The 26,329-nt window shown below is 37.6% G+C and carries 22 protein-coding genes and 1 pseudogene; 21 read left to right on the top strand and 2 right to left on the bottom strand.

The annotated features are described in order from the left end of the window. Positions 1-19 precede the first annotated feature (19 nt). From yabA to M1R56_RS05515, 8 genes are all read left to right on the top strand, one after another. Positions 20-337 carry a DNA replication initiation control protein YabA gene (yabA, locus tag M1R56_RS05550; RefSeq protein WP_248034887.1) on the top strand — a complete coding sequence of 106 codons (318 nt, stop codon included), beginning with the start codon at positions 20-22 and terminating at the stop codon, positions 335-337. A gap of 2 nt (positions 338-339) precedes the next feature. Then, positions 340-1,218, top strand: a complete 879-nt coding sequence (gene rsmI / locus M1R56_RS05545) for a 16S rRNA (cytidine(1402)-2'-O)-methyltransferase (RefSeq protein ID WP_248034886.1) — start codon at positions 340-342, stop codon at positions 1,216-1,218. Positions 1,219-1,352: 134 nt separating this feature from the next. Continuing rightward, positions 1,353-2,687 carry a methylenetetrahydrofolate--tRNA-(uracil(54)-C(5))-methyltransferase (FADH(2)-oxidizing) TrmFO gene (gene trmFO / locus M1R56_RS05540; RefSeq protein WP_248034885.1) on the top strand — a complete coding sequence of 445 codons (1,335 nt, stop codon included), beginning with the start codon at positions 1,353-1,355 and terminating at the stop codon, positions 2,685-2,687. A gap of 86 nt (positions 2,688-2,773) precedes the next feature. Next, positions 2,774-3,508: a UMP kinase gene (pyrH, locus tag M1R56_RS05535; RefSeq protein ID WP_075229078.1), complete on the top strand. Its 735-nt coding sequence runs from the start codon at positions 2,774-2,776 to the stop codon at positions 3,506-3,508. A 9-nt stretch (positions 3,509-3,517) separates the two neighbouring features. Further along, the gene (frr, locus tag M1R56_RS05530; RefSeq protein WP_001262232.1) at positions 3,518-4,075 is read left to right on the top strand and encodes a ribosome recycling factor; all 558 of its coding nucleotides are present in this window, start codon (positions 3,518-3,520) and stop codon (positions 4,073-4,075) included. A 60-nt stretch (positions 4,076-4,135) separates the two neighbouring features. Continuing rightward, positions 4,136-4,990: a S1 RNA-binding domain-containing protein gene (cvfB, locus tag M1R56_RS05525; RefSeq protein WP_248034884.1), complete on the top strand. Its 855-nt coding sequence runs from the start codon at positions 4,136-4,138 to the stop codon at positions 4,988-4,990. 8 nt (positions 4,991-4,998) lie between these two features. After that, a complete protein-coding gene (locus tag M1R56_RS05520; RefSeq protein WP_248034883.1) occupies positions 4,999-5,214 on the top strand; it encodes a YozE family protein in 216 nt (71 codons plus the stop codon). A gap of 210 nt (positions 5,215-5,424) precedes the next feature. Beyond that, the gene (locus tag M1R56_RS05515; protein WP_075229075.1) at positions 5,425-6,411 is read left to right on the top strand and encodes a PhoH family protein; all 987 of its coding nucleotides are present in this window, start codon (positions 5,425-5,427) and stop codon (positions 6,409-6,411) included. On the opposite strand, the pseudogene M1R56_RS05510 reads toward M1R56_RS05515, so the two are convergent. Further along, a pseudogene (locus M1R56_RS05510) lies at positions 6,310-7,353 on the bottom strand (transposase). The gene M1R56_RS05515 and the pseudogene M1R56_RS05510 overlap by 102 nt on opposite strands. Positions 7,354-7,625: 272 nt before the next feature. Between M1R56_RS05510 and M1R56_RS05505 the strand changes: the two are divergent. Continuing rightward, entirely contained in the window at positions 7,626-14,057 is a 6,432-nt protein-coding gene (locus M1R56_RS05505) for a S8 family serine peptidase (RefSeq protein WP_248034882.1), read from the top strand. Between the two features lie 350 nt (positions 14,058-14,407). Here the strand turns inward: M1R56_RS05505 and ald are convergent, their stop codons facing one another. Beyond that, positions 14,408-15,520, bottom strand: coding sequence for an alanine dehydrogenase (ald, locus tag M1R56_RS05500; protein ID WP_075231241.1), 1,113 nt, complete (start codon positions 15,518-15,520; stop codon positions 14,408-14,410). 179 nt (positions 15,521-15,699) lie between these two features. On the opposite strand from ald, the gene M1R56_RS05495 reads away from it, so the two are divergent. The 12 genes from M1R56_RS05495 (at position 15,700) to M1R56_RS05440 (ending at position 26,309) form a co-directional block, all read left to right on the top strand. Continuing rightward, positions 15,700-16,230, top strand: coding sequence for a hypothetical protein (locus tag M1R56_RS05495; RefSeq protein WP_248034881.1), 531 nt, complete (start codon positions 15,700-15,702; stop codon positions 16,228-16,230). Positions 16,231-16,462: 232 nt separating this feature from the next. Next, entirely contained in the window at positions 16,463-17,032 is a 570-nt protein-coding gene (locus M1R56_RS05490; protein WP_075231239.1) for a GNAT family N-acetyltransferase, read from the top strand. Between the two features lie 65 nt (positions 17,033-17,097). Beyond that, a complete protein-coding gene (locus M1R56_RS05485) occupies positions 17,098-17,739 on the top strand; it encodes a helix-hairpin-helix domain-containing protein (RefSeq protein WP_075231238.1) in 642 nt (213 codons plus the stop codon). Continuing rightward, positions 17,723-19,933 carry a ComEC/Rec2 family competence protein gene (locus M1R56_RS05480; protein WP_248034880.1) on the top strand — a complete coding sequence of 737 codons (2,211 nt, stop codon included), beginning with the start codon at positions 17,723-17,725 and terminating at the stop codon, positions 19,931-19,933. The genes M1R56_RS05485 and M1R56_RS05480 overlap by 17 nt, the downstream gene beginning before the upstream one ends. Before the next feature lie 122 nt (positions 19,934-20,055). Next, a complete protein-coding gene (locus M1R56_RS05475; RefSeq protein ID WP_049503610.1) occupies positions 20,056-21,342 on the top strand; it encodes a U32 family peptidase in 1,287 nt (428 codons plus the stop codon). Positions 21,343-21,355: 13 nt separating this feature from the next. Further along, positions 21,356-21,667 (top strand): CHY zinc finger protein, encoded by a 312-nt coding sequence (locus M1R56_RS05470; RefSeq protein WP_248034879.1) that lies wholly within the window; start codon positions 21,356-21,358, stop codon positions 21,665-21,667. 229 nt (positions 21,668-21,896) lie between these two features. Next, complete coding sequence (locus M1R56_RS05465) at positions 21,897-22,097, top strand: F0F1 ATP synthase subunit C (protein ID WP_001054551.1); 201 nt, start codon at positions 21,897-21,899, stop codon at positions 22,095-22,097. Positions 22,098-22,129: 32 nt separating this feature from the next. Continuing rightward, a complete protein-coding gene (gene atpB / locus M1R56_RS05460) occupies positions 22,130-22,846 on the top strand; it encodes a F0F1 ATP synthase subunit A (protein ID WP_000392935.1) in 717 nt (238 codons plus the stop codon). An 18-nt stretch (positions 22,847-22,864) separates the two neighbouring features. Then, positions 22,865-23,359 carry a F0F1 ATP synthase subunit B gene (atpF, locus tag M1R56_RS05455; RefSeq protein WP_000366310.1) on the top strand — a complete coding sequence of 165 codons (495 nt, stop codon included), beginning with the start codon at positions 22,865-22,867 and terminating at the stop codon, positions 23,357-23,359. Next, on the top strand, positions 23,359-23,895 hold the full coding sequence (locus M1R56_RS05450; RefSeq protein ID WP_000359024.1) for a F0F1 ATP synthase subunit delta: 537 nt from the start codon (positions 23,359-23,361) through the stop codon (positions 23,893-23,895). The genes atpF and M1R56_RS05450 overlap by 1 nt, the downstream gene beginning before the upstream one ends. A 14-nt stretch (positions 23,896-23,909) precedes the next feature. Beyond that, the gene (gene atpA / locus M1R56_RS05445) at positions 23,910-25,415 is read left to right on the top strand and encodes a F0F1 ATP synthase subunit alpha (RefSeq protein WP_049503616.1); all 1,506 of its coding nucleotides are present in this window, start codon (positions 23,910-23,912) and stop codon (positions 25,413-25,415) included. Between the two features lie 15 nt (positions 25,416-25,430). Then, a complete protein-coding gene (locus M1R56_RS05440) occupies positions 25,431-26,309 on the top strand; it encodes a F0F1 ATP synthase subunit gamma (protein ID WP_045763457.1) in 879 nt (292 codons plus the stop codon). Positions 26,310-26,329 lie beyond the last annotated feature (20 nt).

Raw genomic sequence — 26,329 nt, 5'->3', positions numbered from 1 at the left:
GATTAAAGAAAGGGCTGTAATGAATAAAAAAGAATTATTTGATGCTTTAGATGATTTTTCACAGCAATTGTTGGTAACCTTGGCAGACGTCGAAGCCATCAAAAAAAATCTCAAGAGTCTGGTAGAGGAAAATACAGCTCTTCGTTTAGAAAATGATAAACTGAGAGAACGATTGGGAGAAGTTGAGGAGACAGCTCCATCCAAAACTAAACATGTGAGGGAAAATGTTCGTCGCATTTATGAGGACGGTTTTCATGTTTGCCGTGATTTTTATGGCCAACGTCGAGAGCAGGATGCAGAATGTATGTTCTGTGATGAACTGTTGTTTAGGGAGTAAGTATGCAGATTCAAAAGAGTTTTAAGGGACAATCTCCCTATGGCAAGCTTTATCTAGTCGCAACGCCGATTGGTAATCTAGAAGATATGACTTTCCGCGCCATTCAGACCTTGAAAGAGGTAGACTGGATTGCGGCTGAAGATACTCGTAATACTGGACTTTTGCTCAAGCATTTTGACATTTCTACCAAGCAGATCAGTTTTCACGAGCATAATGCCAAGGAAAAAATTCCTGATTTGATTGATTTTCTGAAAGCAGGGCAAAGTATTGCCCAAGTATCTGATGCGGGGATGCCTAGCATTTCAGACCCTGGTCATGATTTGGTCAAGGCTGCTATTGAAGAAGACATCGCTGTTGTCACAGTTCCAGGAGCTAGTGCTGGGATTTCTGCTTTGATTGCTAGTGGTTTAGCACCCCAACCTCACACTTTTTATGGTTTCTTACCACGAAAATCTGGTCAGCAAAAGCAATTTTTCGAAGTAAAAAAAGCTTATCCTGAGACTCAGATTTTCTATGAATCACCTCACCGTGTATCAGATACGTTAGAAAATATGCTAGAAGTCTACGGTGACCGCTCGATCGCCTTGGTTCGAGAACTGACCAAAATCTTTGAAGAATACCAACGTGGAAGTATTACTGAGTTATTAGAAAGTATTTCTCAAACACCTCTTAAAGGCGAATGTCTTCTCATTGTAGAAGGTGCTAGTCAGGATGTAGAGGATAAGGATGAGAATGACTTGTTCTTAGAAATTCAAGATCGTATCCAGCAAGGCATGAAGAAAAATCAAGCCATTAAAGAAGTTGCGAAAATTTACCAGTGGAATAAAAGCCAGCTATACTCGGCCTACCACGAATGGGAAGACAATCAATCCAATGACTAAACAGGGAAGTTTGCCTTCTTCCCTTTTTTTGTTATACTAGAAGAAGAAAAAAATAGAAAGATTTGTGGGTGTCAAACAGTCTAGTGACTTGTTCTGGAATGAACTTAAGTTTCACCCAAAGAGGTATTAGTGTCGTGTCTCAATCTTATATCAATGTTATCGGTGCGGGCTTGGCGGGTTCTGAAGCAGCCTACCAAATCGCAGAGCGTGGTATTCCAGTTAAACTTTATGAAATGCGTGGTGTCAAGTCAACACCACAACACAAAACTGACAATTTTGCAGAGTTGGTCTGCTCTAACTCTTTACGTGGAGATGCTCTTACAAATGCTGTCGGTCTCCTCAAAGAAGAAATGCGTCGCCTAGGTTCTCTTATCTTAGGATCAGCAGAAGCAACCCGTGTTCCTGCTGGAGGTGCACTTGCGGTTGACCGCGATGGTTTCTCCCAAATGGTCACTGAAAAAATTGCCAACCATCCCTTGATTGAAGTGGTACGTGACGAAATTACAGAATTGCCAACAGATGCTATTACAGTTGTTGCGACTGGACCTTTGACTAGCGATGCACTTGCTGAGAAAATTCATGCTCTTAATGGAGGTGACGGTTTTTATTTCTACGATGCTGCAGCGCCTATTGTGGATGTTAATACGATTGATATGAACAAGGTTTATCTTAAATCTCGTTATGATAAGGGAGAAGCAGCCTATCTCAACGCTCCTATGACTAAACAAGAGTTTATGGATTTTCATGAAGCCTTGGTCAATGCGGAAGAAGCGCCACTGAATTCTTTTGAAAAAGAAAAATATTTTGAAGGTTGTATGCCGATAGAAGTCATGGCCAAGCGTGGCATTAAAACTATACTTTATGGTCCTATGAAACCAGTTGGTTTGGAATACCCAGACGATTACACAGGACCTCGTGACGGCGAATTTAAGACACCATACGCTGTAGTTCAGCTTCGTCAAGACAATGCAGCAGGTAGCCTCTATAATATCGTTGGTTTCCAGACTCACCTTAAGTGGGGGGAGCAAAAGCGTGTCTTCCAAATGATTCCAGGTCTTGAAAATGCAGAGTTCGTTCGCTATGGTGTTATGCACCGTAATTCCTACATGGATTCACCAAATCTTCTTGAACAGACATACCGTTCTAAGAAACAGCCAAATCTCTTCTTTGCTGGTCAGATGACGGGTGTGGAAGGCTATGTTGAGTCAGCGGCATCAGGTCTAGTAGCTGGTATTAACGCAGCTCGTCTTTTCAAGGGAGAAAATCCTGCTATTTTCCCAGAAACGACAGCGATTGGAAGCTTAGCTCATTACATCACCCATGCGGACAGCAAACATTTCCAACCAATGAACGTCAATTTCGGAATTATCAAGGAATTGGAAGGCGACCGCATTCGTGATAAGAAGGCTCGTTATGAAAAAATTGCAGAGCGTGCCTTGGCTGATTTGGAAAACTTTTTATCCGTGTAAAATTTTCAAAAGAATAACTCATGAGACTATAAAATTCTCAAAAAATGTGATAAAATAGTTTGAATAAAATAAAGGAGCGAAGTCAGGTGGAACCCAAATATAAACGTATTTTGATTAAGTTATCAGGTGAGGCCCTTGCTGGCGAACGTGGTGTCGGAATTGATATTAAAACTGTTCAAGCAATGGCTGAAGAAATTCAGGAAGTACATAACTTAGGTATTGAGATTGCCCTCGTTATTGGTGGAGGAAATCTCTGGCGTGGAGAACCTGCGGCAGAAGCTGGAATGGATCGTGTTCAGGCAGACTACACAGGAATGCTTGGAACAGTTATGAATGCTCTTGTGATGGCAGATTCATTGCAACAAGTGGGTGTGGATACTCGTGTGCAAACAGCCATTGCCATGCAACAAGTAGCAGAACCTTACGTTCGTGGACGTGCCCTTCGTCATCTTGAAAAAGGACGCATTGTTATCTTTGGTGCTGGAATTGGATCACCATACTTCTCAACAGATACAACAGCCGCCCTTCGTGCAGCAGAGATTGAAGCGGACGCTATCTTGATGGCTAAAAATGGTGTTGACGGTGTCTATAACGCTGATCCCAAAAAGGATAAGACAGCCGTTAAATTTGAAGAGTTGACTCACCGTGATGTCATTAACAAAGGTCTCCGTATCATGGACTCAACTGCTTCTACACTTTCAATGGATAATGATATTGACTTGGTAGTTTTCAACATGAACCAACCAGGAAATATTAAACGTGTTGTATTTGGTGAAAATATCGGAACTACAGTTTCAAATAATATCGAAGAAAAGGAATAAGAAATCATTATGGCAAACGCAATCGTAGAAAAAGCAAAAGAGAGAATGACCCAATCTCACCACTCACTTGCTCGTGAGTTTGGAAGTATTCGTGCTGGTCGTGCTAACGCTAGCTTGCTTGACCGCATCCACGTTGAGTACTATGGTGTTGAAACACCACTTAATCAAATTGCTTCTATCACAATCCCAGAAGCGCGTGTTTTGTTGGTAACACCATTTGACAAATCATCTTTGAAAGATATCGAACGTGCTTTGAATGCTTCAGACCTAGGTATCACACCAGCTAACGATGGTTCTGTTATTCGTTTGGTAATCCCAGCTCTCACAGAAGAAACTCGTCGCGACCTCGCTAAAGAAGTGAAAAAAGTTGGTGAAAATGCTAAAGTAGCTATCCGTAATATCCGTCGTGATGCTATGGACGAAGCTAAAAAACAAGAAAAAGCTAAAGAAATCACTGAAGACGAATTGAAGACTCTTGAAAAAGATATTCAAAAAGCGACAGACGATGCTGTTAAACATATCGACGAAATGACTGCCAATAAAGAAAAAGAAATCTTGGAAGTCTAAGAAATAAACAGAAAAACTCAGTTGGCATTGCTGGCTGAGTTTTATTCGAAAGAAGGAAACATGAATACAAATATTGCAAGTTTTATCGTTGGACTCATCATCGATGAAAATGACCGTTTTTACTTTGTTCAAAAGGATGGTCAAACATATGCTCTAGCTAAAGAAGAAGGTCACCATACAGTTGGTGATACGATCAAAGGTTTTGCTTATACAGACATGAAGCAAAAACTACGTTTGACAACTATAGAGGTCACTGCAACTCAGGACCAATTTGGTTGGGGAACCGTAACAGAGGTTCGTAAGGATCTTGGGGTTTTTGTTGATACGGGATTACCAGACAAGGAAATCGTTGTGTCACTAGATATTCTACCTGAGCTTAAAGAACTTTGGCCAAAGAAAGGTGACCAACTTTATATACGTCTAGAAGTGGACAAGAAGGACCGTATCTGGGGCATATTGGCTTATCAGGAAGATTTCCAACGATTGGCTCGTCCTGCCTACAATAACATGCAGAACCAAAACTGGTCAGCCATTGTTTATCGTCTCAAGTTGTCAGGAACTTTTGTTTACCTGCCAGAAAATAACATGCTTGGCTTCATCCATCCAAGTGAGCGTTATGCAGAGCCACGTTTGGGGCAAGTGTTAGATGTACGTGTTATTGGCTTCCGTGAGGTGGATCGCACACTCAATCTTTCACTAAAACCACGTTCTTTTGAGATGTTGGAAAATGATGCCCAGATGATTTTAACTTACTTGGAAAGCAATGGTGGCTTCATGACCCTGAATGACAAGTCAGCGCCAGATGATATCAAGGCAACCTTTGGTATCTCTAAAGGTCAATTTAAAAAAGCGCTCGGTGGTTTGATGAAGGCTGGTAAAATTAAACAAGACCAGTTTGGTACGGAACTAATCTAGGGAGGCTTATGAGAAAATCATTTTATACTTGGCTCATGACCGAACGCAATCCTAAAAGCAATAGTTCAAAAGCAATTTTAGCGGATTTGGCTTTTGAGGAGTCTGCCTTCCCAAAGCATACAGATGATTTCGATCAAGTCAGTCGTTTTTTAGAGGAACATGCTAGCTTTTCCTTTAATATGGGAGAGTTTGATCAAATTTGGCAAGAATATCTAGAACATTAAGACCACTAGATGGAGTTGGGAATAGTAATTTCTCAGCCTCTTTGCTATAATATAGTCATTCAGTTTATCTTTTATGAGAAATTTTCCCATTATTTGGTAACTAGCTTTGTCTGTGACCTATTGTCAAGATGGTGGGGACTTGAAGACTAGTTCACGTAAAAGAAAACAAAAATGATAAAACGAAATTAAAGAGTTAGAGAGGTTCTTTATTTGAAGGAACATTCAATAGACATTCAGCTTAGTCATCCAGATGATTTATTTCATCTTTTTGGTTCTAATGAGCGCCACCTTCGTTTGATGGAGGATGAGTTAGGTGTCATCATCCACGCTCGTACAGAGATTGTACAAGTCTTGGGGGAGGAGTCAGCTTGTGAGGAAGCCCGACAAGTTATTCAAGCCCTGATGGTTTTGGTCAATCGTGGAATGACCGTTGGAACTCCGGATGTAGTGACAGCTATTACCATGGTTAAGAATAATGAAATCGATAAGTTTGTCGCCCTCTATGAAGAAGAGATTATTAAGGATAATACAGGCAAGCCTATCCGTGTTAAAACCTTGGGTCAAAAGCTTTATGTGGATAGTGTCAAACAACACGATGTGACCTTTGGTATTGGGCCGGCAGGGACAGGTAAAACCTTCCTAGCAGTGACCTTGGCTGTTACAGCTCTCAAACGTGGCCAAGTCAAGCGTATTATCCTGACTCGTCCAGCAGTAGAAGCTGGAGAAAGCTTAGGATTTCTACCTGGTGACCTTAAGGAAAAAGTAGACCCTTATCTTCGACCAGTATATGATGCCTTATATCAGATTTTAGGGAAAGACCAAACAACTCGTCTCATGGAGCGAGAAATTATTGAGATTGCACCCCTAGCTTATATGCGCGGGCGTACCTTAGATGATGCCTTCGTTATCTTGGATGAAGCGCAAAATACAACCATCATGCAGATGAAGATGTTCTTGACCCGTCTTGGATTTAATTCTAAGATGATTGTCAATGGGGATATTAGTCAGATTGACCTACCGCGTAATGTAAAGTCAGGTTTGATTGATGCCCAAGAAAAACTTAAGAACATTCACCAAATTGACTTTGTTCATTTCTCAGCCAAGGATGTGGTTCGCCACCCAGTTGTCGCTCAAATTATCAGAGCCTATGAACCTCGACCTGTCAAAGCTGAAGAAAACCAAGAAGAAACAGAATAAAGAAAAAGGTTGGCAAAAACTCGCTTCCAAATAAAACCACACAGTGATTCCAGTCTTAAATATAATCAAGCTGAAAGAAACACTGTGTGGTTTTTGAATAGTGGATGTTTTAGAGGCTAGATTCTTGGCCAACTTGGTGAGATTCATGCTTATAAAGATGAATCCTATCTCTGTTGCGACAGCTTGTTTACCTCTGACATGCACTCTGCGCACGCCAAAAACACTCTTCAATCTACCAAAAACGGGTTCAACATCGATTTTCTGTTTTGCATAGATTCGAGAGCCTTCTTCACTATGTAATGTTTGCTTAAGGAGTTCCTTAAAGTAATTCCAAGTTGGATTATAATGGATTTGTTTCTGATTTCCACTATCTGTTTTAGCTAACTGTTCTAACTCAGGAGTATCTTGAACTTTATCCGCCTCGTAAATCTTGAAATCACGTTGAAAGCCATCCTTATCAGTTCGACTAGAGTAGTTCTTAAAGGAATAAACTAGGCCATCGCGCTTTATAAACCGGTCCGTGTCCTCAAGATATTCCCAGTTCATTGGATTATCTGTGCTCGTCTGGTACTTTTTAGTCAATTTTGATTAGGTTGTTGGCATGTTTACTGGAGCGGAAGTTATTAATCGTTTTATAGCTAACACAGGTATCTTGGCTCAACCATTTCATGGGAATGACATTTGAACGATTTTACGTCCAGAGAACTCTTGACGAGCATAAGTGAACACTATCATCTTCATGAGTATAGCTGGATGAAAGGCAGGGCGACTAATGTGAGAAGTTTCTTCCAGTAGCACTTGGCAAGGAATACTGTCCACAAAGAGGCTAATCATTCTCGCTTCGTGACTTAGTGGAATATCGTAGGCAAGATTCACTTCCAAACTTAAATGAGTTTTTGGTGGTTTTAGTAGTGGTTCAACTTGATTGCTACTATTTTTGATGGTGTGAATGTGCTTATAATGTATTCCAGTTAACCACGAAAGCTTTGGATTTTATAAAATTAACACACATTAATAAAAAAATTAACCTGTATTAATTTTTTCTTGACTTAAATTTTTTTAATTGATATACTATTTTTCAGAGAGCTAACAATTATATATAAATGTACTACTCTATTTCCTAGATAATACTTAGTAAAACTTTTTATAACAAAGGCTAGCAAAGTTAAAGTTTTCTATCTATTGGAAGTTAAATAAATATGTAAGGAATTAAAATGAAAAAAAGTACAGTATTGTCATTAACTACAGCTGCAGTTATTTTAGCAGCATATGTCCCTAACGAGGTAGTCTTAGCAGAAACATCTAGTTCTGAAGATGCTGTAACTATCTCTGATAAAGAAAAAGTAGCAGTAGATAAGGAAACAGAAAATAAAGAGAAACATGAAGATATTCATAATGTTATAGAAACTTCAAAGGATACTGAAGAGAAGAAAACAACAGTTATTGAGGAAAAAGAAGTTGTTAGTAAAAATACTGAGATAGATAATAAAACTAGCAATGAAGAAGCAACAATCAAAGAAGATTCCAATCAATCCCAAGGAGATCGTGCGGACTCATTTGTAAATAAAAAAACAGAGAATCCTAAAAAAGAGGATAAACTTGTCTATATTGCTGAATTTAAAGATAAAGCATCTGGAGAAAAAGCAATCAAGGAATTATCCAATCTTAAGGATACAAAAGTTTTATATACTTATGATACGGTTTTTAATGGTGTTGCAATAGAAACAACTCCAGATAATCTGGACAAAATTAAACTAATAGAAGGTATTTCATCGGTTGAAAGGTCACAAAAAGTCCAACCTATGATGAATCATGCCAGAAAGGAAATTGGAGTTGAGGAGGCAATCGATTACCTAAAATCTATCAATGCTCCATTTGGGAAAAACTTTGATGGTCGGGGTATGGTCATTTCAAATATCGATACCGGGACAGATTATAGACATAAGGCTATGAGGATTGATGATGATGCTAAAGACTCAATGAGATTTAAAAAAGAAGACTTAAAAGGTACTGATAAAAATTTCTGGTTGAGTGATAAAATCCCTCATGCTTTCAATTATTATAATGGTGGTAAAATCACTGTAGAAAAAGCTGATGATGGAAGCGATTATTTTGATCCACATGGAATGCATATTGCAGGGATTCTTGCGGGAAATGATACTGAAAAAGATATTAAAAACTTTAACGGAATAGATGGAATTGCTCCTAATGCACAGATCTTCTCTTATAAAATGTACTCTGACGCAGGATCTGGCTTCGCAGGAGATGAAACAATGTTTCATGCTATTGAAGATTCGATCAAACACAATGTCGATGTTGTTTCGGTATCATCTGGCTTTACAGGAACAGGTCTTGTAGGTGAAAAATATTGGCAAGCTATTAGAGCGTTAAGAAAAGCAGGCATTCCAATGGTTGTAGCTACGGGTAACTATGCAACTTCTGCTTCAAGTTCTTCATGGGATTTGGTGGCAAATAATAATCTGAAAATGACCGACACTGGAAATGTAACGCGAACTGCAGCACATGAAGATGCGATAGCGGTCGCTTCTGCTAAAAATCAAACAGTTGAGTTTGATAAAGTTAACATAGGTGGAGAAAGTTTTAAATATAGAAATATAGGAGCCTTTTTCGATAAGAATAAAATCATAACAAATGAAGATGGTTCAAAAGCTCCTAGTAAATTGAAATTTGTATATATAGGCAAAGGTCAAGACCAAGATTTGATAGGATTGGATCTTAAGGGCAAAATTGCAGTAATGGATCGAATTTATACCAAGGATTTGAAAAATGCTTTTAAAAGAGCTACGGATAAGGGCGCACGTGCCATTATGGTTGTAAATACTGTCAATTACTACAATAGAGATAATTGGACAGAGCTTCCAGCTATGGGATATGAAGCGGATGAAGGGACTAAAAGTCAAGTATTTTCAATTTCAGGAGATGATGGTGTAAAGCTATGGAACATGATTAATCCTGATAAAAAAACTGAGGTTAAAAGAAATAGTAAGGAAGATTTCAAAGATAAATTGGAGCAATACTATCCAATTGATATGGCCAGCTATAATTCTAATAAACCGAATGTAGGTGACGAAAAAGAAATTGACTTTAAGTTTGCACCTGACACAGACAAAGAATTGTATAAAGAAGATGTCATAGTTCCAGCAGGATCCACATCTTGGGGGCCAAGAATAGATTTACTTTTAAAACCGGATGTTTCAGCACCAGGTAAAAATATTAAATCCACTCTCAATGTCATTAATGGGAAATCAACTTATGGTTATATGTCAGGGACTAGTATGGCAACTCCAATCGTGGCAGCTTCTACTGTTTTGATTAGACCAAAGTTAAAGGAAATGCTTGAAAGACCTGTATTGAAAAATCTTGAGGGAGATGACAAAATAGATCTTACAAGTCTTACAAAAATTGCCCTACAAAATACTTCACGACCTATGATGGATGCGACTTCTTGGAAAGAAAAAAGTCAATACTTTGCATCACCTAGACAACAGGGAGCAGGGCTAATTAATGTTGCCAATGCTTTGAGAAATGAAGTCGTAGCGACTTTCAAAAACACGGATTCTAAAGGTTTGGTAAACTCTTATGGTTCTATTTCTCTTAAAGAAATAAAAGGAGATAAAAAATACTTTACAATTAAGCTTCACAATACATCAAACAGACCTTTAACCTTTAAAGTTTCAGCATCAGCGATAACTACAGATTCTCTAACTGATAGACTAAAACTGGATGAAACATACAAAGATGAAAAATCTCCAGATGGTAAGCAAATTGTTCCAGAAATTCACCCAGAGAAAGTAAAAGATGCAAATATCACATTTGAGCATGACGCTTTCACTATAGACCCAAATTCTAGCTTTGATTTAAATGCGGTTATAAATGTTGGAGAGGCTAAAAACAAAAATAAATTTGTAGAATCATTTATTCATTTTGAGTCAGTGGAAGAAATGGAAGCTTTAAACTCCAATGGTAAGAAAACAAATTTCCAACCTTCTTTATCGATGCCTCTAATGGGATTTGCTGGGGATTGGAACAAGGAACCAATCCTTGATAAATGGGCCTGGGAAGAGGGTTCAAAATCAAAAACAATGGAAGGTTATGATGATGATGGTAAACCAAAAATTCCAGGAACCTTAAATAAGGGAATTGGTGGAGAACATGGTATAGATAAATTTAATCCAGCAGGAGTTATACAAAATAGAAAAGATAAAAATACAACATCCTTAGATCAAAATCCAGAATTATTTGCTTTCAATAACGAAGGGATCAACGCACTATCATCAAGTGGTTCTAATATTGCTAAAATTTATCCTTTAGATTCAAATGGAAATCCTCAAGATGCTCAACTTGAGAGAGGATTAACACCTTCTCCACTTGTATTAAGAAGTGCAGAAGAAGGATTGATTTCAATAGTAAATACAAATAAAGAGGGAGAAAATCAAATTGACTTAAAAGTCATTTCGAGAGAACACTTTATTAAAGGAATTTTAAACTCTAAAAGAAATGATGCAAAGGGAATCAAATCTTCTAAGCTAAAAGTTTGGGGTGACTTGAAGTGGGATGGACTCATCTATAACCCTAGAGGTAGAGAAGAAAATGCACCAGAAAGCAAGGATAGCAAAGATCCTGCTACTAAGATAAGAGGTCAATTTGAACCGATTGCGGAAGGTCAATATTTCTATAAATTTAAATATAGATTAACTAAAGATTATCCATGGCAAGTTTCCTATATTCCTGTAAAAATTGATAACACAGCACCTAAGATTGTTTCTGTTGATTTTTCAAATCCTGAAAAAATTAAGCTGATCACAAAGGATACTTATCACAAGGTAAAAGAGCAATACAAGAATGAAACTTTATTTGCGAGAGATCAGAAAGAACATCCTGAAAAATTTGAAGAGATTGCAAACGAAGTTTGGTATGCTGGCGCCGCTCTTGTTAATGAAGATGGAGAGGTTGAGAAAAATCTTGAAGTAACTTATGCAGGTGAGGGTCAAGGAAGAAACAGAAAACTTGACAAAGATGGAAATACCATTTATGAAATTAATGGTGCAGGAGATTTAAGAGGAAAAATCATTGAAGTCATTGCATTAGATGGATCTAGCAATTTTACAAAGATTCATAGAATTAAATTTGCTGATCATGCTGATGAAAAGGGGATGATTTCCTATTATCTAGTAGATCCTGATCAAGATTCATCTAAATACCAAAAGCTTGGCGAGATTTCCGAATCTAAATTTAAAAATTTAGAAAATAGAAAAGAGGATAGTCTTAAAAAAGATACAACTGAGGAAGAAAATCATCAAGACAATGAAGAGTCTATCGAAGAAAAATCTAGCTTGACTATTCATAAAACGATTTCAACAATTAGAGACTTTGAAAGCAAAGACTTGAAGAAACTCATTAAAAAGAAATTTAGAGAAGTTGATGACTTTACAAGTGAAACTGGTAAGAGGACAGAAGAATACGATTATAAATACGATGATAAGGGAAATATCATTGCTTATGACGATGGTAGTGCCTTAGAATATGAAACTGAAAAACTTGACGAAATCAAATCAAAAATTTATGGTGTTCTAAGCCCGTCTAAAGATGGACACTTTGAAATTCTTGGAAAGATAAGTAATGTTTCTAAAAATGCCAAGGTATATTATGGTAATAAATATAAATCGATAGAAATCAAAACGACCAAGTATGATTCCCACTCAAAAACGATGACATTTGATTTATACGCTAATATTAATGATATTGTGGATGGATTAGCTTTTGCAGGAGATATGAGATTCTTTGTTAAAGATGATGATCAGATAAAAGCTGAAACGAAGATTAGAATGCCTGAAAAAAATAAGGAAACTAAGACAGAATATCCGTATGCATCAAGTTATGGGAATGTAATAGAATTAGGAGAAGGTGATCTTTCAAAGAACAAACCAAATAATTTAACTGAAATGGAATCTGGTAAAATCTATTCTGATTCAGAAAAACAACAATATCTATTAAAGGATAATATCATTCTGAGAAAAGGCTATGCACTAAAAGTGACTACCTACAATCCTGGAAAAACGGATATGTTAGAAGGAAATGGAGTCTATAGCAAGGAAGATATAGCAAAAATACAAAAGGCCAATCCTAATCTAAGAGTCCTTTCAGAAAAAATAATTTATGCTGATAGTAGAAATGTTGAAGATGGAAGAAGTACTCAATCAGTATTAATGTCGGCTTTGGACGGCTTTAACATTGTAAGGTATCAAGTGTTTAGATTTAAAATGAACGATAAAGGGGAGGCAATCGATAAAGATGGAAATCTTGTAACAGATCCTTCTAAACTTGTATTATTTGGTAAAGATGATAAAGAGTACACTGGAGAGGATAAGTCCAATGTAGAAGCTATAAAAGAAGAAGGCTCTACGTTATTTATTGATGCAAAACCAGTAAATCTTTCAATGGACAAGAACTACTTTAATCCATCTAAATCTAATAAAATTTATGTACGAAATCCAGAATTTTATTTAAGAGGTAAGATTTCTGATAAGGGTGGTTTTAACTGGGAGTTGAGAGTTAATGAATCTGTTGTAGATAATTATTTAATCTACGGAGATTTACACATTGATAACACTAGAGATTTTAACGTTAAGCTTAATGTTAAAGACGGTGACATCATGGACTGGGGAATGAAAGACTATAAAGCAAACGGATTCCCAGATAAGGTAACAGATATGGATGGAAATGTTTATCTTAAAACTGGCTATAGCGATTTGAATGCGAAAGCGGTTGGAGTACACTATCAATTTTTATATGATAATGTCAAACCCGAAGTAAACATTGATCCTAAGGGAAATACTAGTATTGAATATGCTGACGGAAAATCTGTAGTCTTTAACATCAATGATAAAAGAAATAATGGATTCGATGGTGAGATTCAAGACAAACATATTTATGTAAATGGAAAAGAATATAAATCATTTGATGATATTAAACAACTAACAGATAAGACACTAAACATTAAGATTGTTGTAAAAGATTTTGCAAGAAATACGACCGTAAAAGAATTCATTTTAAACAAAGATACGGGAGAGGTGAGCGAATTAAAAGCTCATACGGTGACTGTGACCATTCAAAATGGAAAAGAAATGAGTTCAACGATAGTGTCGGAAGAAGATTTCATTTTACCTGCCTATAAGGGTGAATTAGAAAAAGGATATCAATTTGATGGCTGGGAAATTTCTGGTGTCGAAGGGAAAAAAGACGTTGGCTATGTTATTAATGTGTCAAAAGATATCCTTATAAAACCTGTATTCAAGAAAATAGAGGAGAAAAAGGAGGAGGAAAATAAACCTACTTTTGATGTATCCAAAAAGAAAGAAAAAACACAATCTGATTCAACTAATGATGTCAACAGTATTGTTCCTGATAAAAATGATAAAAACTTTGAAATTAAGAAGGATGTTTATCTTAATGAACAAGACAGCATAGCTAATAAATATACCGATATCGATAGTAAATCAACTACTAACAATTCTGATAGGTTGCCAAAAACTGGAACAGTTAGCGAAGTTCTTACACCATTCATTGCGGGAATATTGTTTATAGTAGGAGCGCTTCTTGGATTGAAGAAAAAAGATCAAGATTAAGACAAAACCTATAGATAAAAAAATGGTTTATGTACTGAGATTAGCTAGTGTGATAATGAAACAGTTTTGTGAAAATAGCCATTTATAACTCAATTATTTAGTTTACTTTACTATTGATACCTTTTTTGGATTTATTGGACTTAGTTTAGATAACTAATGAATTGATTGAAAGGATTAATATTGACAAATAGTGATCACATTGATTAGAAAATAGAGTCTACCAAAATTTAAATTATAAACCATGACATGAGAAAACGAGCATCTCCAAGAACGGAAATGCTCGTTTTTAAGATTTAGAAGCTAGTTTTTACGTAGCATTCTATTTTTGTAGTTTAAATTTATAAATCATTTTAGACAAGTTCACTGATTGAAGTGAAGTCACGATCCAAGCCTTCTGCAACTGGTTGGCTAGTGAGGATACCTTGATAAGTTGTAACTCCTTCACGTAAACCAGCATCATCAGAAATAGCTTTCTTAAATCCTTTTCCTGCCAAGGCTTCGATATATGGAAGAGTCACATTTGTAAGGGCAATCGTAGATGTGCGAGCAACTGCTCCAGGAATATTAGCAACCGCATAATGAAGAACACCGTGTTTTTCATAGACTGGTTCATCGTGAGTTGTCACTCGGTCAGCTGTCGCTATAACACCACCTTGGTCAACAGCAACATCAACGATGACAGAACCAGGACGCATTTGTTGTACCATTTCATCTGTCACCAATTTCGGAGCTTTGGCACCAGGAATCAAGACAGCACCGATCACAACGTCTGCTTCACGTACACTTGCTTCGATATTAAATGGGTTAGACATCAGGGTTTGGATTTGGTGACCAAAGACATCTTCTAGGACAGAGAGGCGTTTAGCGCTGATATCAAGAATGGTTACTTGAGCTCCCAAACCTAGCGCAATGCGAGCTGCGTGTGTACCAACGACACCACCACCGATGATGGTTACTTTTCCTTTAGGAACACCAGGAACACCACCGAGTAGAACTCCTGAACCGCCAGCTTGTTTCGTCAAGAAGTGGGCTCCAATTTGGACAGCCATACGACCAGCAACCTCACTCATTGGAACGAGAAGTGGAAGTTGTCCTTGAGTATCACGGACAGTCTCATAAGCAACACCAGTTGTTTTAGCTGCAAGCATAGCATCAGCCAATTCTGGAGCAGCTGCCATGTGTAAGTAGGTGAAGAGAAGTAAATCTTCACGCAAGAACTGGTACTCACTAGCAAGCGGTTCCTTGACTTTAACAACTAATTCTGCAGCCCAGGCTTCAGCAGCAGTTGCGACAATTTCTGCTCCTTGCTTTTCATAGTCAGCATCAGTAAAACCAGATCCTAGTCCAGCATTTGTTTCGATAAGGACACGGTGGCCACGACCAACGAGACTTTGTACACCAGCAGGTGTCAAAGCAACACGATTTTCATTATTTTTAATTTCCTTTGGAATTCCAATTAGCATAGGATAACTCACTTTCTATCACGCTGTTTCAATTTATGTATCACATCATTCTTCAGAGTTTTTGTGATGACTTTATTGTATATGAAACCGCTTTAAAAGGCAAGGGAAATTATTGATTTCCCTTGTATTTTTTGTTAAGCTTTTAGAAAATAAACTTAATTTAGAGAGGGACAAGCTGCGTGATTATTTATGAAGATGCCAATATAGATTCTTCTCTTCTTCACTTTACATTCGCATTTAATATCTATGCGGGACGATGGGAGATTATTGGTGACTATAGAAGAAGAGAGGAGTATTTACAGTATTTGATTTCGCAATTATATGATTATTCAACTAAAAATAAATTTAATCTATATTTAGTATTAGGAGATGATTGCTTTAATGATAATACTAGAATAATCCAATATTATAAACTTTGGAAATTGCTAAAAAAGCAACACCTAGAAGTTAGAAATTCAATTTATTCTGATGAGATTATGATTACGAAAAATCATAAAGTGAAATTTTTTGGTGGAATTCAAATATTAGGTAGAGAGTCTGTTCCAGATATTGTTTCAATCTTGCTAGCAAAACAAACGGCTCATTTATTATTGTTGCCAGAGGGACTTGAAGTTACAACTTTTTTACAGTCAGGTTTTTCAAAGATAATAGCTGAAAATAGCGAGTATATTGAAAATGTGGTTGGTAGTGGTGGAATAGTTTTATTTTGACGATAGGAACACAGGCTTTATAGGTTTTGGAGGATTACCCTTAATTACTAAAGATTTATTTGGAAAATAGGTAACAATAATTGGAAGTTTATGAATGAAACTAAGAGAGTAACATTTTTATAATTAGAAAATATCTTTGAAAGAAGTGTTTTTTTCATTATTCACATGAAAAACTTGTAAACCTATTTCTTTTATGCTATTCTTTTAGCAACCTATTTTCGGAGGTGTAATCATGGAATCACTATTTATCAAACTAGCTAAGCATCCAATTATCGAAACAGAACGCTTAGTGCTTAGACCAGTAACGCTCGATGATGCAGAAGCTATGTTTGAGTATGCCTCAGATATAGAAAATACACGCTATACTTTTCCAACCAATCAAAGTTTAGAGGAAACCAAGAATAATATTGCCCAGTTTTATCTAGCCAATCCCTTGGGGCGATGGGGAATTGAACTAAAAAGTACTGGAGAGTTTATCGGAACTATTGACCTGCACAAGATGGACACTGTTCTTAAGAAGGCAGCCATTGGTTATATTATCCATCAAAAATATTGGAATCAAGGTTTGACGACAGAAGCCAACAGAGCTGTAATTGAACTGGCTTTTGAAAAGATTGGGATGAATAAGTTGACGGCCCTTCACGATAAGGATAATCCTGCGTCAGGAAAAGTCATGGAGAAATCAGGTATGCACTTCTCCCACGAAGAACCATATGCTAGAATGGACTATAAAGAACCAGGACGAATTGTAACACGTGTACATTACATTTTAACCAAGGAGGATTATTTTGCAAATAAGTAAGCAGTTGAAAAGATTTTTCAGCTGTTTTTTCTTTCTCTTACGAATAAGCTAAGAGAGGAGAAAATATGGAAGAACTTATTGAGAAAATCAAAGAATATAAAATTATCGTTATCTGTGTTAGTTTGGGTTTGGTCTTGGGTGGATTTTTCCTCCTAAAACCAGTCGCTCAAACACCTGCTAAGGAAAGTAATTTGCAGTCTGAAGTTATAGCTGTTCCAAAGGATTCGACGGATGAAAAGGAAGATGGAAATCAGAAGGAAGAAGTAGTGGAGCAAGATCTGATTACTGTCGATGTCAAAGGGGCTGTCAAAACACCAGGGATTTATGATTTGCCAGTTGGAAGTCGTATCAATGATGCTGTTCAAAAAGCTGGTGGACTGACAGATAATGCAGACAATAAATCTATCAATCTTGCTCAGAAAATTAGTGACGAAGCACTTGTCTATGTTCCAACTAAGGAAGAAGCTACCAGTCAAGCAACACAATCAAATGCTTCTAACAGCAAGGAAAATAAGAAAGTCAATCTCAATAAAGCCAGTTTAGAGGAACTGAAACAAGTCAAAGGCTTAGGTGCTAAACGTGCTCAAGATATTATTGACCATCGTGATTCCAACGGTAAGTTTAAGTCAGTTGATGAGCTCAAAAAGGTTTCTGGTATTGGTGCAAAAACGATAGAAAAGTTAAAAGAGTATGTTACAGTGGATTAGTCGCTTTCCAATTCCAAAAATCTATCTTAGTTTTCTTTTGCTATGGCTCTATTATGCAATCTTTTCAGCAAATTTCTTAGCACTTTTGGGCTTTGTCTTTTTACTAGTCTGCCTCTTTTTCCAATTTCCATGGAAGACGGTAACCAAGGTCCTCTTGATTTGCAGCATATTTGGGAGTTGGTTTATTTTTCAAAAATGGCAGCAAGAAGAAGCCAATCGGAATCTTGTAGACACGGTTGATACAGTGCGAATATTACCGGATACCATCAAAGTAAATGGAGATAGCTTATCTTTTCGTGGCAAGGCTGAGGGCAGACTCTTTCAGGTTTATTATAAACTCCAGTCAGAAGCTGAAAAGGAAAAATATCAAGAGTTGTCTGATCTGCATGAAATGGTTGTGAAAGGCAAGTTAGCTAGTCCTCAAGGAGCCAGTAATTTTGCGGGTTTTGATTATCGAAACTATCTCAAAACGCAAGGAATTTATCAGACCTTAACCATATCCGAAATTGTGGAATTAAAGCAAATTTCCAGTTGGGATATTGGAGAAAATCTATCTAGTTTGCGAAGAAAAGCAGTTGTCTGGATTAAACGGAATTTTCCTGACCCCATGCGCAACTATATGACAGGTCTTTTATTGGGACACTTAGATACAGACTTTGAGGAAATGAACGAACTTTATTCCAGTCTAGGGATTATTCACCTGTTTGCTTTATCTGGAATGCAAGTGGGATTTTTCATGGATGCTTTTAAAAAGTCACTCTTGCGATTGGGCTTGACACAAGAGAAGTTCAAATGGCTAACTTATCCCTTTTCTTTGTTTTATGCAGGCTTGACAGGATTTTCAGCTTCAGTTATTCGTAGTCTTCTACAAAAGCTATTGGCTCAGCATGGCTTTAAGTCACTGGATAATTTTGCTTTAACGATTCTTATTCTATTTTTAATCATACCGAACTTTTTCTTAACTGCTGGGGGAGTTCTTTCCTGTGCGTATGCCTTTATTCTGACAATGACTGGTGAGGAAGTAGCAGGGATAAAAGGTTTGATTAGAGAGAGTTGTATTATTTCCTTGGGAATTCTGCCAATTTTATCTTTTTACTTTTCTGAATTTCAACCGTGGTCCATTCTTTTGACCTTTGCTTTTTCATTATTATTTGATATGGTTCTGTTACCACTCTTATCGATTCTCTTCTGTCTGTCATTTATATATCCCATCACCCAGTTCAACTTTCTATTTGAATGGCTAGAAAACATCATACGATATATTTCTCAGCTATCTACGAGACCTCTTGTTTTTGGTCAGCCGAGTCTTTGGATTTTAATCCTTCTTTTGATTACTTTAGCTCTCATCTACGACTATCGAAAGAATGTGAAAAAAATATCTATACTTGTTATAGTTGCCATCTCACTCTTTTTAGTAACCAAGCATCCACTAGAAAATGAAATCACAGTCCTAGATATGGAACAGGGACGAAGCATTTTCCTAAGAGACATGACAGGAAAGACCATACTACTGGATGTTGGTGAAAAGCTAGCAGTTGAAAAGAAAGAAGTCTGGCAGGAGAAAGCTATTACCAGCAATGCCAAACGTAGTTTAATTCCTTATCTGAAAAGTCGAGGAGTGGCCAAGATTGATCAGCTGGTTTTAACGACTAGTGATACTAAGCAGTTAGATCATGTGTTAGAAATGAGTAAAGCCTTCGAGCTTGAAGAGATCCTAGTAACTGAAGAAACATTATCTAAAAGAGAATTTATGGATAAGCTGAAGGAGAGAAAAGTCAACCTACGTTCAATTAAAAAAGGAGACAGCTTATTTGTTTTTGGGAGTAGTTTGGAAGTAATCGAAACTCAAAATAAGGATAAAAATGATTCAATTACAATGTATGGAAAGTTACTAAACCAAACCTTTCTAGTTACTGGAAATATAGAGGAAAAGTTCTTGACGAGTCATTCCTCAAAACTCCAAGCAGATGTAGTAATAACTCATCAGCAAGCATCGAAGAAAAAGACAGATATCGAAATCTTCAAAAATGTACACCCTAAAATCACGGTCATTTCGGTAGACAAGAAGAAAAAATTCAAAGAAAAAAATGGGGAAAGTAACCAAGAACTTGGGAATTCGATATACCAAACGAATCAAAAGGGCGCCATTCGTTTTAAAGGTTGGAGTGCTTGGCAAATAGAAACAGTTCGTTGAGCTTAGCTTTTCAAGAAAATTAAAATTGTCTAAACAATCATTCAAGGCTTGATTTTGAACCCTGTTTACTATAAAATAGTTAAGATTGGTGTCAAACTTTTATATTGCAAATAGGAGAAAAAATGACAAAAACTTTGAAACGTCCTGAGGTTCTATCACCTGCAGGAACTCTTGAAAAACTAAAAGTAGCTGTTCAATACGGAGCAGATGCTGTCTTTATCGGTGGTCAGGCCTATGGTCTACGTAGCCGTGCTGGTAACTTCACTTTCGAACAAATGGAAGAAGGAGTTCAGTTCGCGGCTAAGTATGGAGCTAAGGTATATGTGGCTGCTAATATGGTTATGCACGAAGGAAATGAAGAAGGTGCCGGAGAATGGTTCCGTAAGTTGCGTGATATTGGTATTGCAGCGGTTATCGTTTCTGACCCTGCCTTAATCATGATTGCAGCAACAGAAGCACCAGGACTTGAAATCCACCTTTCAACACAAGCTAGTGCGACCAACTATGAAACTCTTGAATTCTGGAAAGAACTTGGATTGACTCGCGTTGTTTTGGCGCGTGAGGTTTCCATGGAAGAACTGGCAGAAATCCGAAAACGTACAGATGTGGAAATCGAAGCATTCGTACATGGTGCGATGTGTATTTCCTACTCTGGTCGTTGTACGCTTTCTAACCATATGAGTATGCGTGACGCCAACCGTGGTGGATGTTCACAATCTTGCCGTTGGAAATATGACCTTTACGATATGCCATTTGGTAAAGAGCGTAAGAGTCTCAAGGGAGAAATTCCTGAAGAGTTCTCCATGTCTGCGGTTGATATGTCTATGATTGACCATATCCCAGATATGATTGAAAATGGTGTGGACAGTCTTAAAATTGAAGGTCGTATGAAGTCTATCCACTATGTTTCAACAGTGACAAACTGCTACAAGGCTGCCGTTGATGCCTACCTTGAAAGTCCTGAAAAGTTTGAAGCTATCAAGCAAGACTTGATTGATGAAATGTGGAAGGTAGCTCAACGTGAATTGGCTACAGGTTTCTATTACGGAACACCATCTGAAAACGAACAACTGTTCGGTGCTCGTCGTAAGATTCCAGAATACAAGTTTGTTGCTGAAGTAGTATCTTATGATGATGCAACGCAAACAGCAACTATTCGCCAACGTAACGTTATCAACGAAGGAGACCAAGTTGAGTTTTATGGCCCAGGTTTCCGCCATTTTGAAACTTATATCGAAGACCTTCATGATGCCAAAGGTAACAAGATTGACCGTGCACCAAATCCAATGGAACTTTTAACTATCAAGGTTCCACAACCAGTACAAGCAGGTGATATGGTCCGTGCTTTGAAAGAAGGTTTGATTAATCTTTACAAAGAAGATGGAACAAGCGTTACAGTTCGTGCCTAGATAAGGAAAGTCAATGGTTCAAGCTCATGGATTACTAGTAGATGATGAAAGCAGATGTGTTCATTACCATAGTGATAAAGATATCGTAGCGCTCCAGTGTAATGAGTGTAAGAAATACTATGCCTGTTATCAGTGTCACAATGCGCTAGAGGAGCACACATTTTCTCCCTATCCTTTAAGACTTAAACAGGATAAACCTATCTTATGTGGTTCCTGTAAGAAGAACCTAACTTATGAGGAGTATAGAGAAAAGGGGAGCTGTCCTTATTGTGCAACACTCTTTAATCTAGCTTGCCAGAGCCACCATTCCTATTATTTTAAATAAGAAACGATAAATCCAGGTTTTGAAACTTGGATTTTTCTTTTCAGAAAAATAGGAAAGATAAGAAAAATAACCTGAAAAGACATTAAAATTTTCTATATAATTGTCTTGAAAATCATAAAAATAGAAATAAATGATTAGAAACGCTTTCAATGCTAGTAAAGAGTTGACAAAAGCAAATTTTAGGACTAAACTAGGGAAGTAAATTTAATTTAAAAAAGGAGAATTCGTCATGAATTTAACATTTTTCGGTCTATGTCTTGCCTGTATGGGTGTATCTCTTGCAGAAGGATTTTTGATGAACGGTTTGTTCAAATCTGCAGCACGCCAACCAGATATCATCCCTCAATTGCGTAGTTTGATGATCATGGGGATTGCCTTTATCGAAGGAACTTTCTTTGTAACCTTGGCGATGTCATTCGTTATCAAATAGACAACTCTATTTAGAAATGGAGGTGTCAAACCATGGAAGAAAGTTTGAATCCAACCGTTAATATTGGACCAATATCCTTTGATTTGACCCTGCTTGCCATGTCTCTTGTAACTGTTTTGATGGTTTTTGCCTTTGTCTACTGGGCAAGTCGTAAAATGGCCATCCGTCCAAAGGGCAAACAGAATGCTCTTGAGATGATTTATGACTTTGTGATTGGTTTTACAAAACCAAACATTGGAGATTCATATATCAAGGATTATTCCTTGTTCTTGTTCTCTCTATTTCTGTTTATCTTGGTTGCCAACAATATTGGCTTAATGGCAAAAGTACAAACAACAAACGGTTATAACTTGTGGACTTCCCCAACAGCCAACCTTGGATACGATTTATCCCTCTCCTTATTGATCACTTTGATCGCCCATGTAGAAGGAATTCGTCGTAGAGGCGTTAAAGAATATTTGAGAGCATTTGTTACTCCTGGCTTTATGACTCCGATGAACGTTTTAGAAGAGTTCACCAATTTTGCCTCCTTGGCGATTCGGATTTACGGAAATATTTTCGCCGGTGAGGTCTTGGCAGGATTGTTATTAGCCTTGTCACAATATGCCTTTTATTGGTATCCTTTTGCCTTTATTGCAAACATGTTATGGACAGCCTTTTCAATTTTCATTTCATGTATTCAAGCGTATGTATTTACCATGTTGTCTTCTATGTACATTGGTAAAAAGGTAAATGGTGAGGAAGAGTAAGTAGAGGAGGATTAGAAGATGGATTTAACTATTAGTACCATTATCGGTGACTTTATTCTTATCGCTGGTTCCTTCCTTTTATTAATTTTTTTAGTTAAGAAATATGCTTGGGGAAATATTACCAGTATTTTGGATCAACGTGCTGAAAAGATTTCTTCAGATATTGATGGTGCTGAGGAAGCTCGTAAAAAGGCTGAGGAACTAGCAAGTAAGCGAGAGGCTGAGCTAGCAGGTAGCCGTACCGAAGCTAAAACGATTATCGAGAATGCAAAGGAAACAGCTGAAAAGAGCAAATCAGATATTCTGGCTGAAGCTAAGCTAGAAGCTGGTCGCTTGAAAGAAAAAGCTAACCAAGAAATTGCGCAAAATAAAGCTGAGGCTTTACAAAGCGTTAAAGGTGAGGTAGCAGATTTGACAGTTAGTCTAGCTGGAAAAATCATCTCACAAAACCTTGACGGTCATGCCCATAAAGAACTCATTGATCAGTATATTGATCAGCTAGGAGAAGCTTAATGGACAAAAAGACAGTAAAGGTAATTGAAAAATACAGCATGCCTTTTGTCCAATTGGTGATTGAAAAAGGAGAAGAAGATTCTATCTTCTCAGACTTGACCCAGATTAAGCAAGTCGCTGAAGAAACAGACTTGCCTTCTTTTTTGGCTCAGGTAGATGTTGATGAGTCTGACAAGGAAAAAACAGTCAGTTATTTCCAAGATTCTGCATCGCCATTATTACAAAACTTCATTCAAGTTCTGTTGTATAATCATCGATCAAATCTTTTTTATGATGTGATTGTAGATTGTTTAAACCGTCTTGAGAGAGAAACGAATCGTTTTGAAGTAACGATTGTGTCTGCTCATCCTCTAACGGATGAACAAAAAGAACGTTTGCTTCCAATTATAGAGAAAAAGATGTCTTTAAAAGTGCGTAGCATTAAAGAAGAAATCGACGATAGTTTAATCGGTGGTTTTGTTATTATCGCCAATCACAAGACAATTGATGTTAGTATTAAACAACAACTTAAAGTTGTTAAGGAAAATTTGAAATAGAAAGTGGTGTTCTTTTGGCAATTAACGCACAAGAAATCAGCGCTTTAATTAAGCAACAAATTGAAAATTTCAAACCCAATTTTGATGTGACTGAAACTGGTGTTGTAACCTACATCGGTGACGGAATTGCGCGTGCTCATGGCCTTGAAAATGCCATGAGTGGAGAGTTGTTGATTTTTGAAAACGGCTCTTATGGTATGGCGCAAAACTTAGAATCAACAGATGTTGGTATCATCATCCTTGGAGACTTTACAGATATCCGCGAAGGCGACACTATTCGTCGTACAGGGAAAATCATGGAAGTTCCAGTTGGTGATAGCTTGATTGGACGTGTCGTGGATCCACTTGGTCGTCCAGTAGATGGGCTTGGTCCAATCGACACAAACAAAACTCGTCCAGTTGAAGCACCAGCTCCTGGGGTTATGCAACGTAAATCAGTATCACAACCATTGCAAACTGGTTTGAAAGCTATTGATGCCCTTGTTCCAATCGGTCGTGGACAACGTGAGTTGATTATCGGTGACCGTCAAACAGGGAAAACTACCATCGCTATCGATGCAATCTTGAACCAAAAAGGTCAAGATATGATTTGTATCTATGTAGCGATTGGTCAAAAAGAATCAACAGTTCGTACACAAGTAGAAACACTTCGTCAGTACGGAGCCTTGGATTACACAATCGTCGTGACAGCGTCAGCTTCACAACCTTCACCATTGCTTTTCCTTGCACCTTATGCAGGGGTTGCTATGGCGGAAGAATTTATGTACCAAGGTAAGCATGTCTTGATCGTTTATGATGACTTATCTAAACAAGCGGTAGCTTATCGTGAACTTTCTCTCTTGCTCCGTCGTCCGCCAGGTCGTGAAGCCTTCCCAGGGGATGTCTTCTACCTTCATAGCCGTCTACTTGAACGTTCAGCTAAAGTTTCGGATGAATTGGGTGGAGGATCTATCACAGCCCTTCCGTTTATCGAGACACAAGCCGGAGATATCTCAGCCTATATCGCTACAAACGTAATCTCTATTACAGATGGACAAATCTTCCTAAGTGATAGTCTCTTTAATGCGGGTATCCGTCCGGCTATTGATGCGGGTTCTTCTGTATCGCGTGTTGGTGGTTCTGCTCAGATTAAAGCCATGAAGAAAGTTGCTGGTACACTCCGTATCGACCTTGCTTCATACCGTGAGTTAGAAGCCTTCACTAAATTTGGTTCTGACTTGGATGCGGCTACTCAGGCTAAATTGAACCGTGGTCGTCGTACTGTAGAAGTATTGAAACAACCTGTTCACAAACCATTACCTGTTGAGAAACAAGTTACTATTCTCTATGCTTTAACACATGGTTTCTTGGATACAATTCCTGTAGACGATATCGTTCGTTTCGAAGAAGAGTTCCATATGTTCTTTGATGCTCAACATCCTGAAATTTTGGAAACCATTCGTGAAACAAAAGACTTGCCAGATGAAGCAGTCTTGGATGCTGCGATTACTGAGTTTCTCAATCAATCAAGCTTCCAATAAGAATAGAGGTGTCAGATGGCAGTATCTCTAAATGATATTAAAACAAAAATCGCCTCAACAAAAAATACTAGTCAAATTACTAACGCTATGCAGATGGTTTCTGCAGCTAAGTTAGGTCGTTCTGAAGAAGCAGCTCGTAACTTCCAAGTGTATGCACAAAAAGTGCGTAAACTAGTTACAGACATCCTCCACGGAGATGGTGCAGGCGGATCAACTAACCCTATGTTGATCAGTCGCCCCGTCAAAAAAACAGGCTATATCGTCATTACATCTGACCGTGGTCTTGTTGGAGGATATAATTCTTCAATCTTAAAAGCTGTCATGGAAATTCAGCAAGAATACCATCCTTCAGGTGATGATTTTGAAGTCATCTGTATTGGTGGTATGGGAGCCGATTTCTTCAAATCACGCGGTATTCAACCAATCTATGAATTGCGTGGACTTGCAAGCCAACCAAGCTTTGATGAAGTTCGTAAGATTATTACAAAAACGATTGAAATGTATCAAAACGAACTTTTTGATGAGCTTTATGTTTGCTACAACCACCACGTGAATACACTGACAAGTCAAATGCGTGTGGAGCAGATGCTTCCAATCGTGGACTTGGATCCAAATGAAGCAGATGATAACTATAGCTTGACATTTGACCTTGAAACAAGTCGTGAAGAAATCTTGGATCAACTATTGCCTCAGTTTGCAGAAAGTATGATTTATGGTGCTATTATTGATGCCAAGACAGCTGAAAATGCTGCTGGTATGACAGCCATGCAAACAGCGACTGATAATGCAAAAAAAGTGATTAATGATTTGACAATCCAGTATAACCGTGCCAGACAGGCGGCGATTACACAAGAAATCACAGAAATCGTGGCAGGAGCTAGCGCTTTAGAATAAAGCCATCCTGCTCATATCAA

The organism is Streptococcus sp. oral taxon 431 (assembly GCF_023115445.1).
Taxonomy (GTDB): domain Bacteria; phylum Bacillota; class Bacilli; order Lactobacillales; family Streptococcaceae; genus Streptococcus.
Note: the sequence above shows the minus strand (reverse complement) of the source record. Positions and strands in the feature narration are given on the sequence as shown.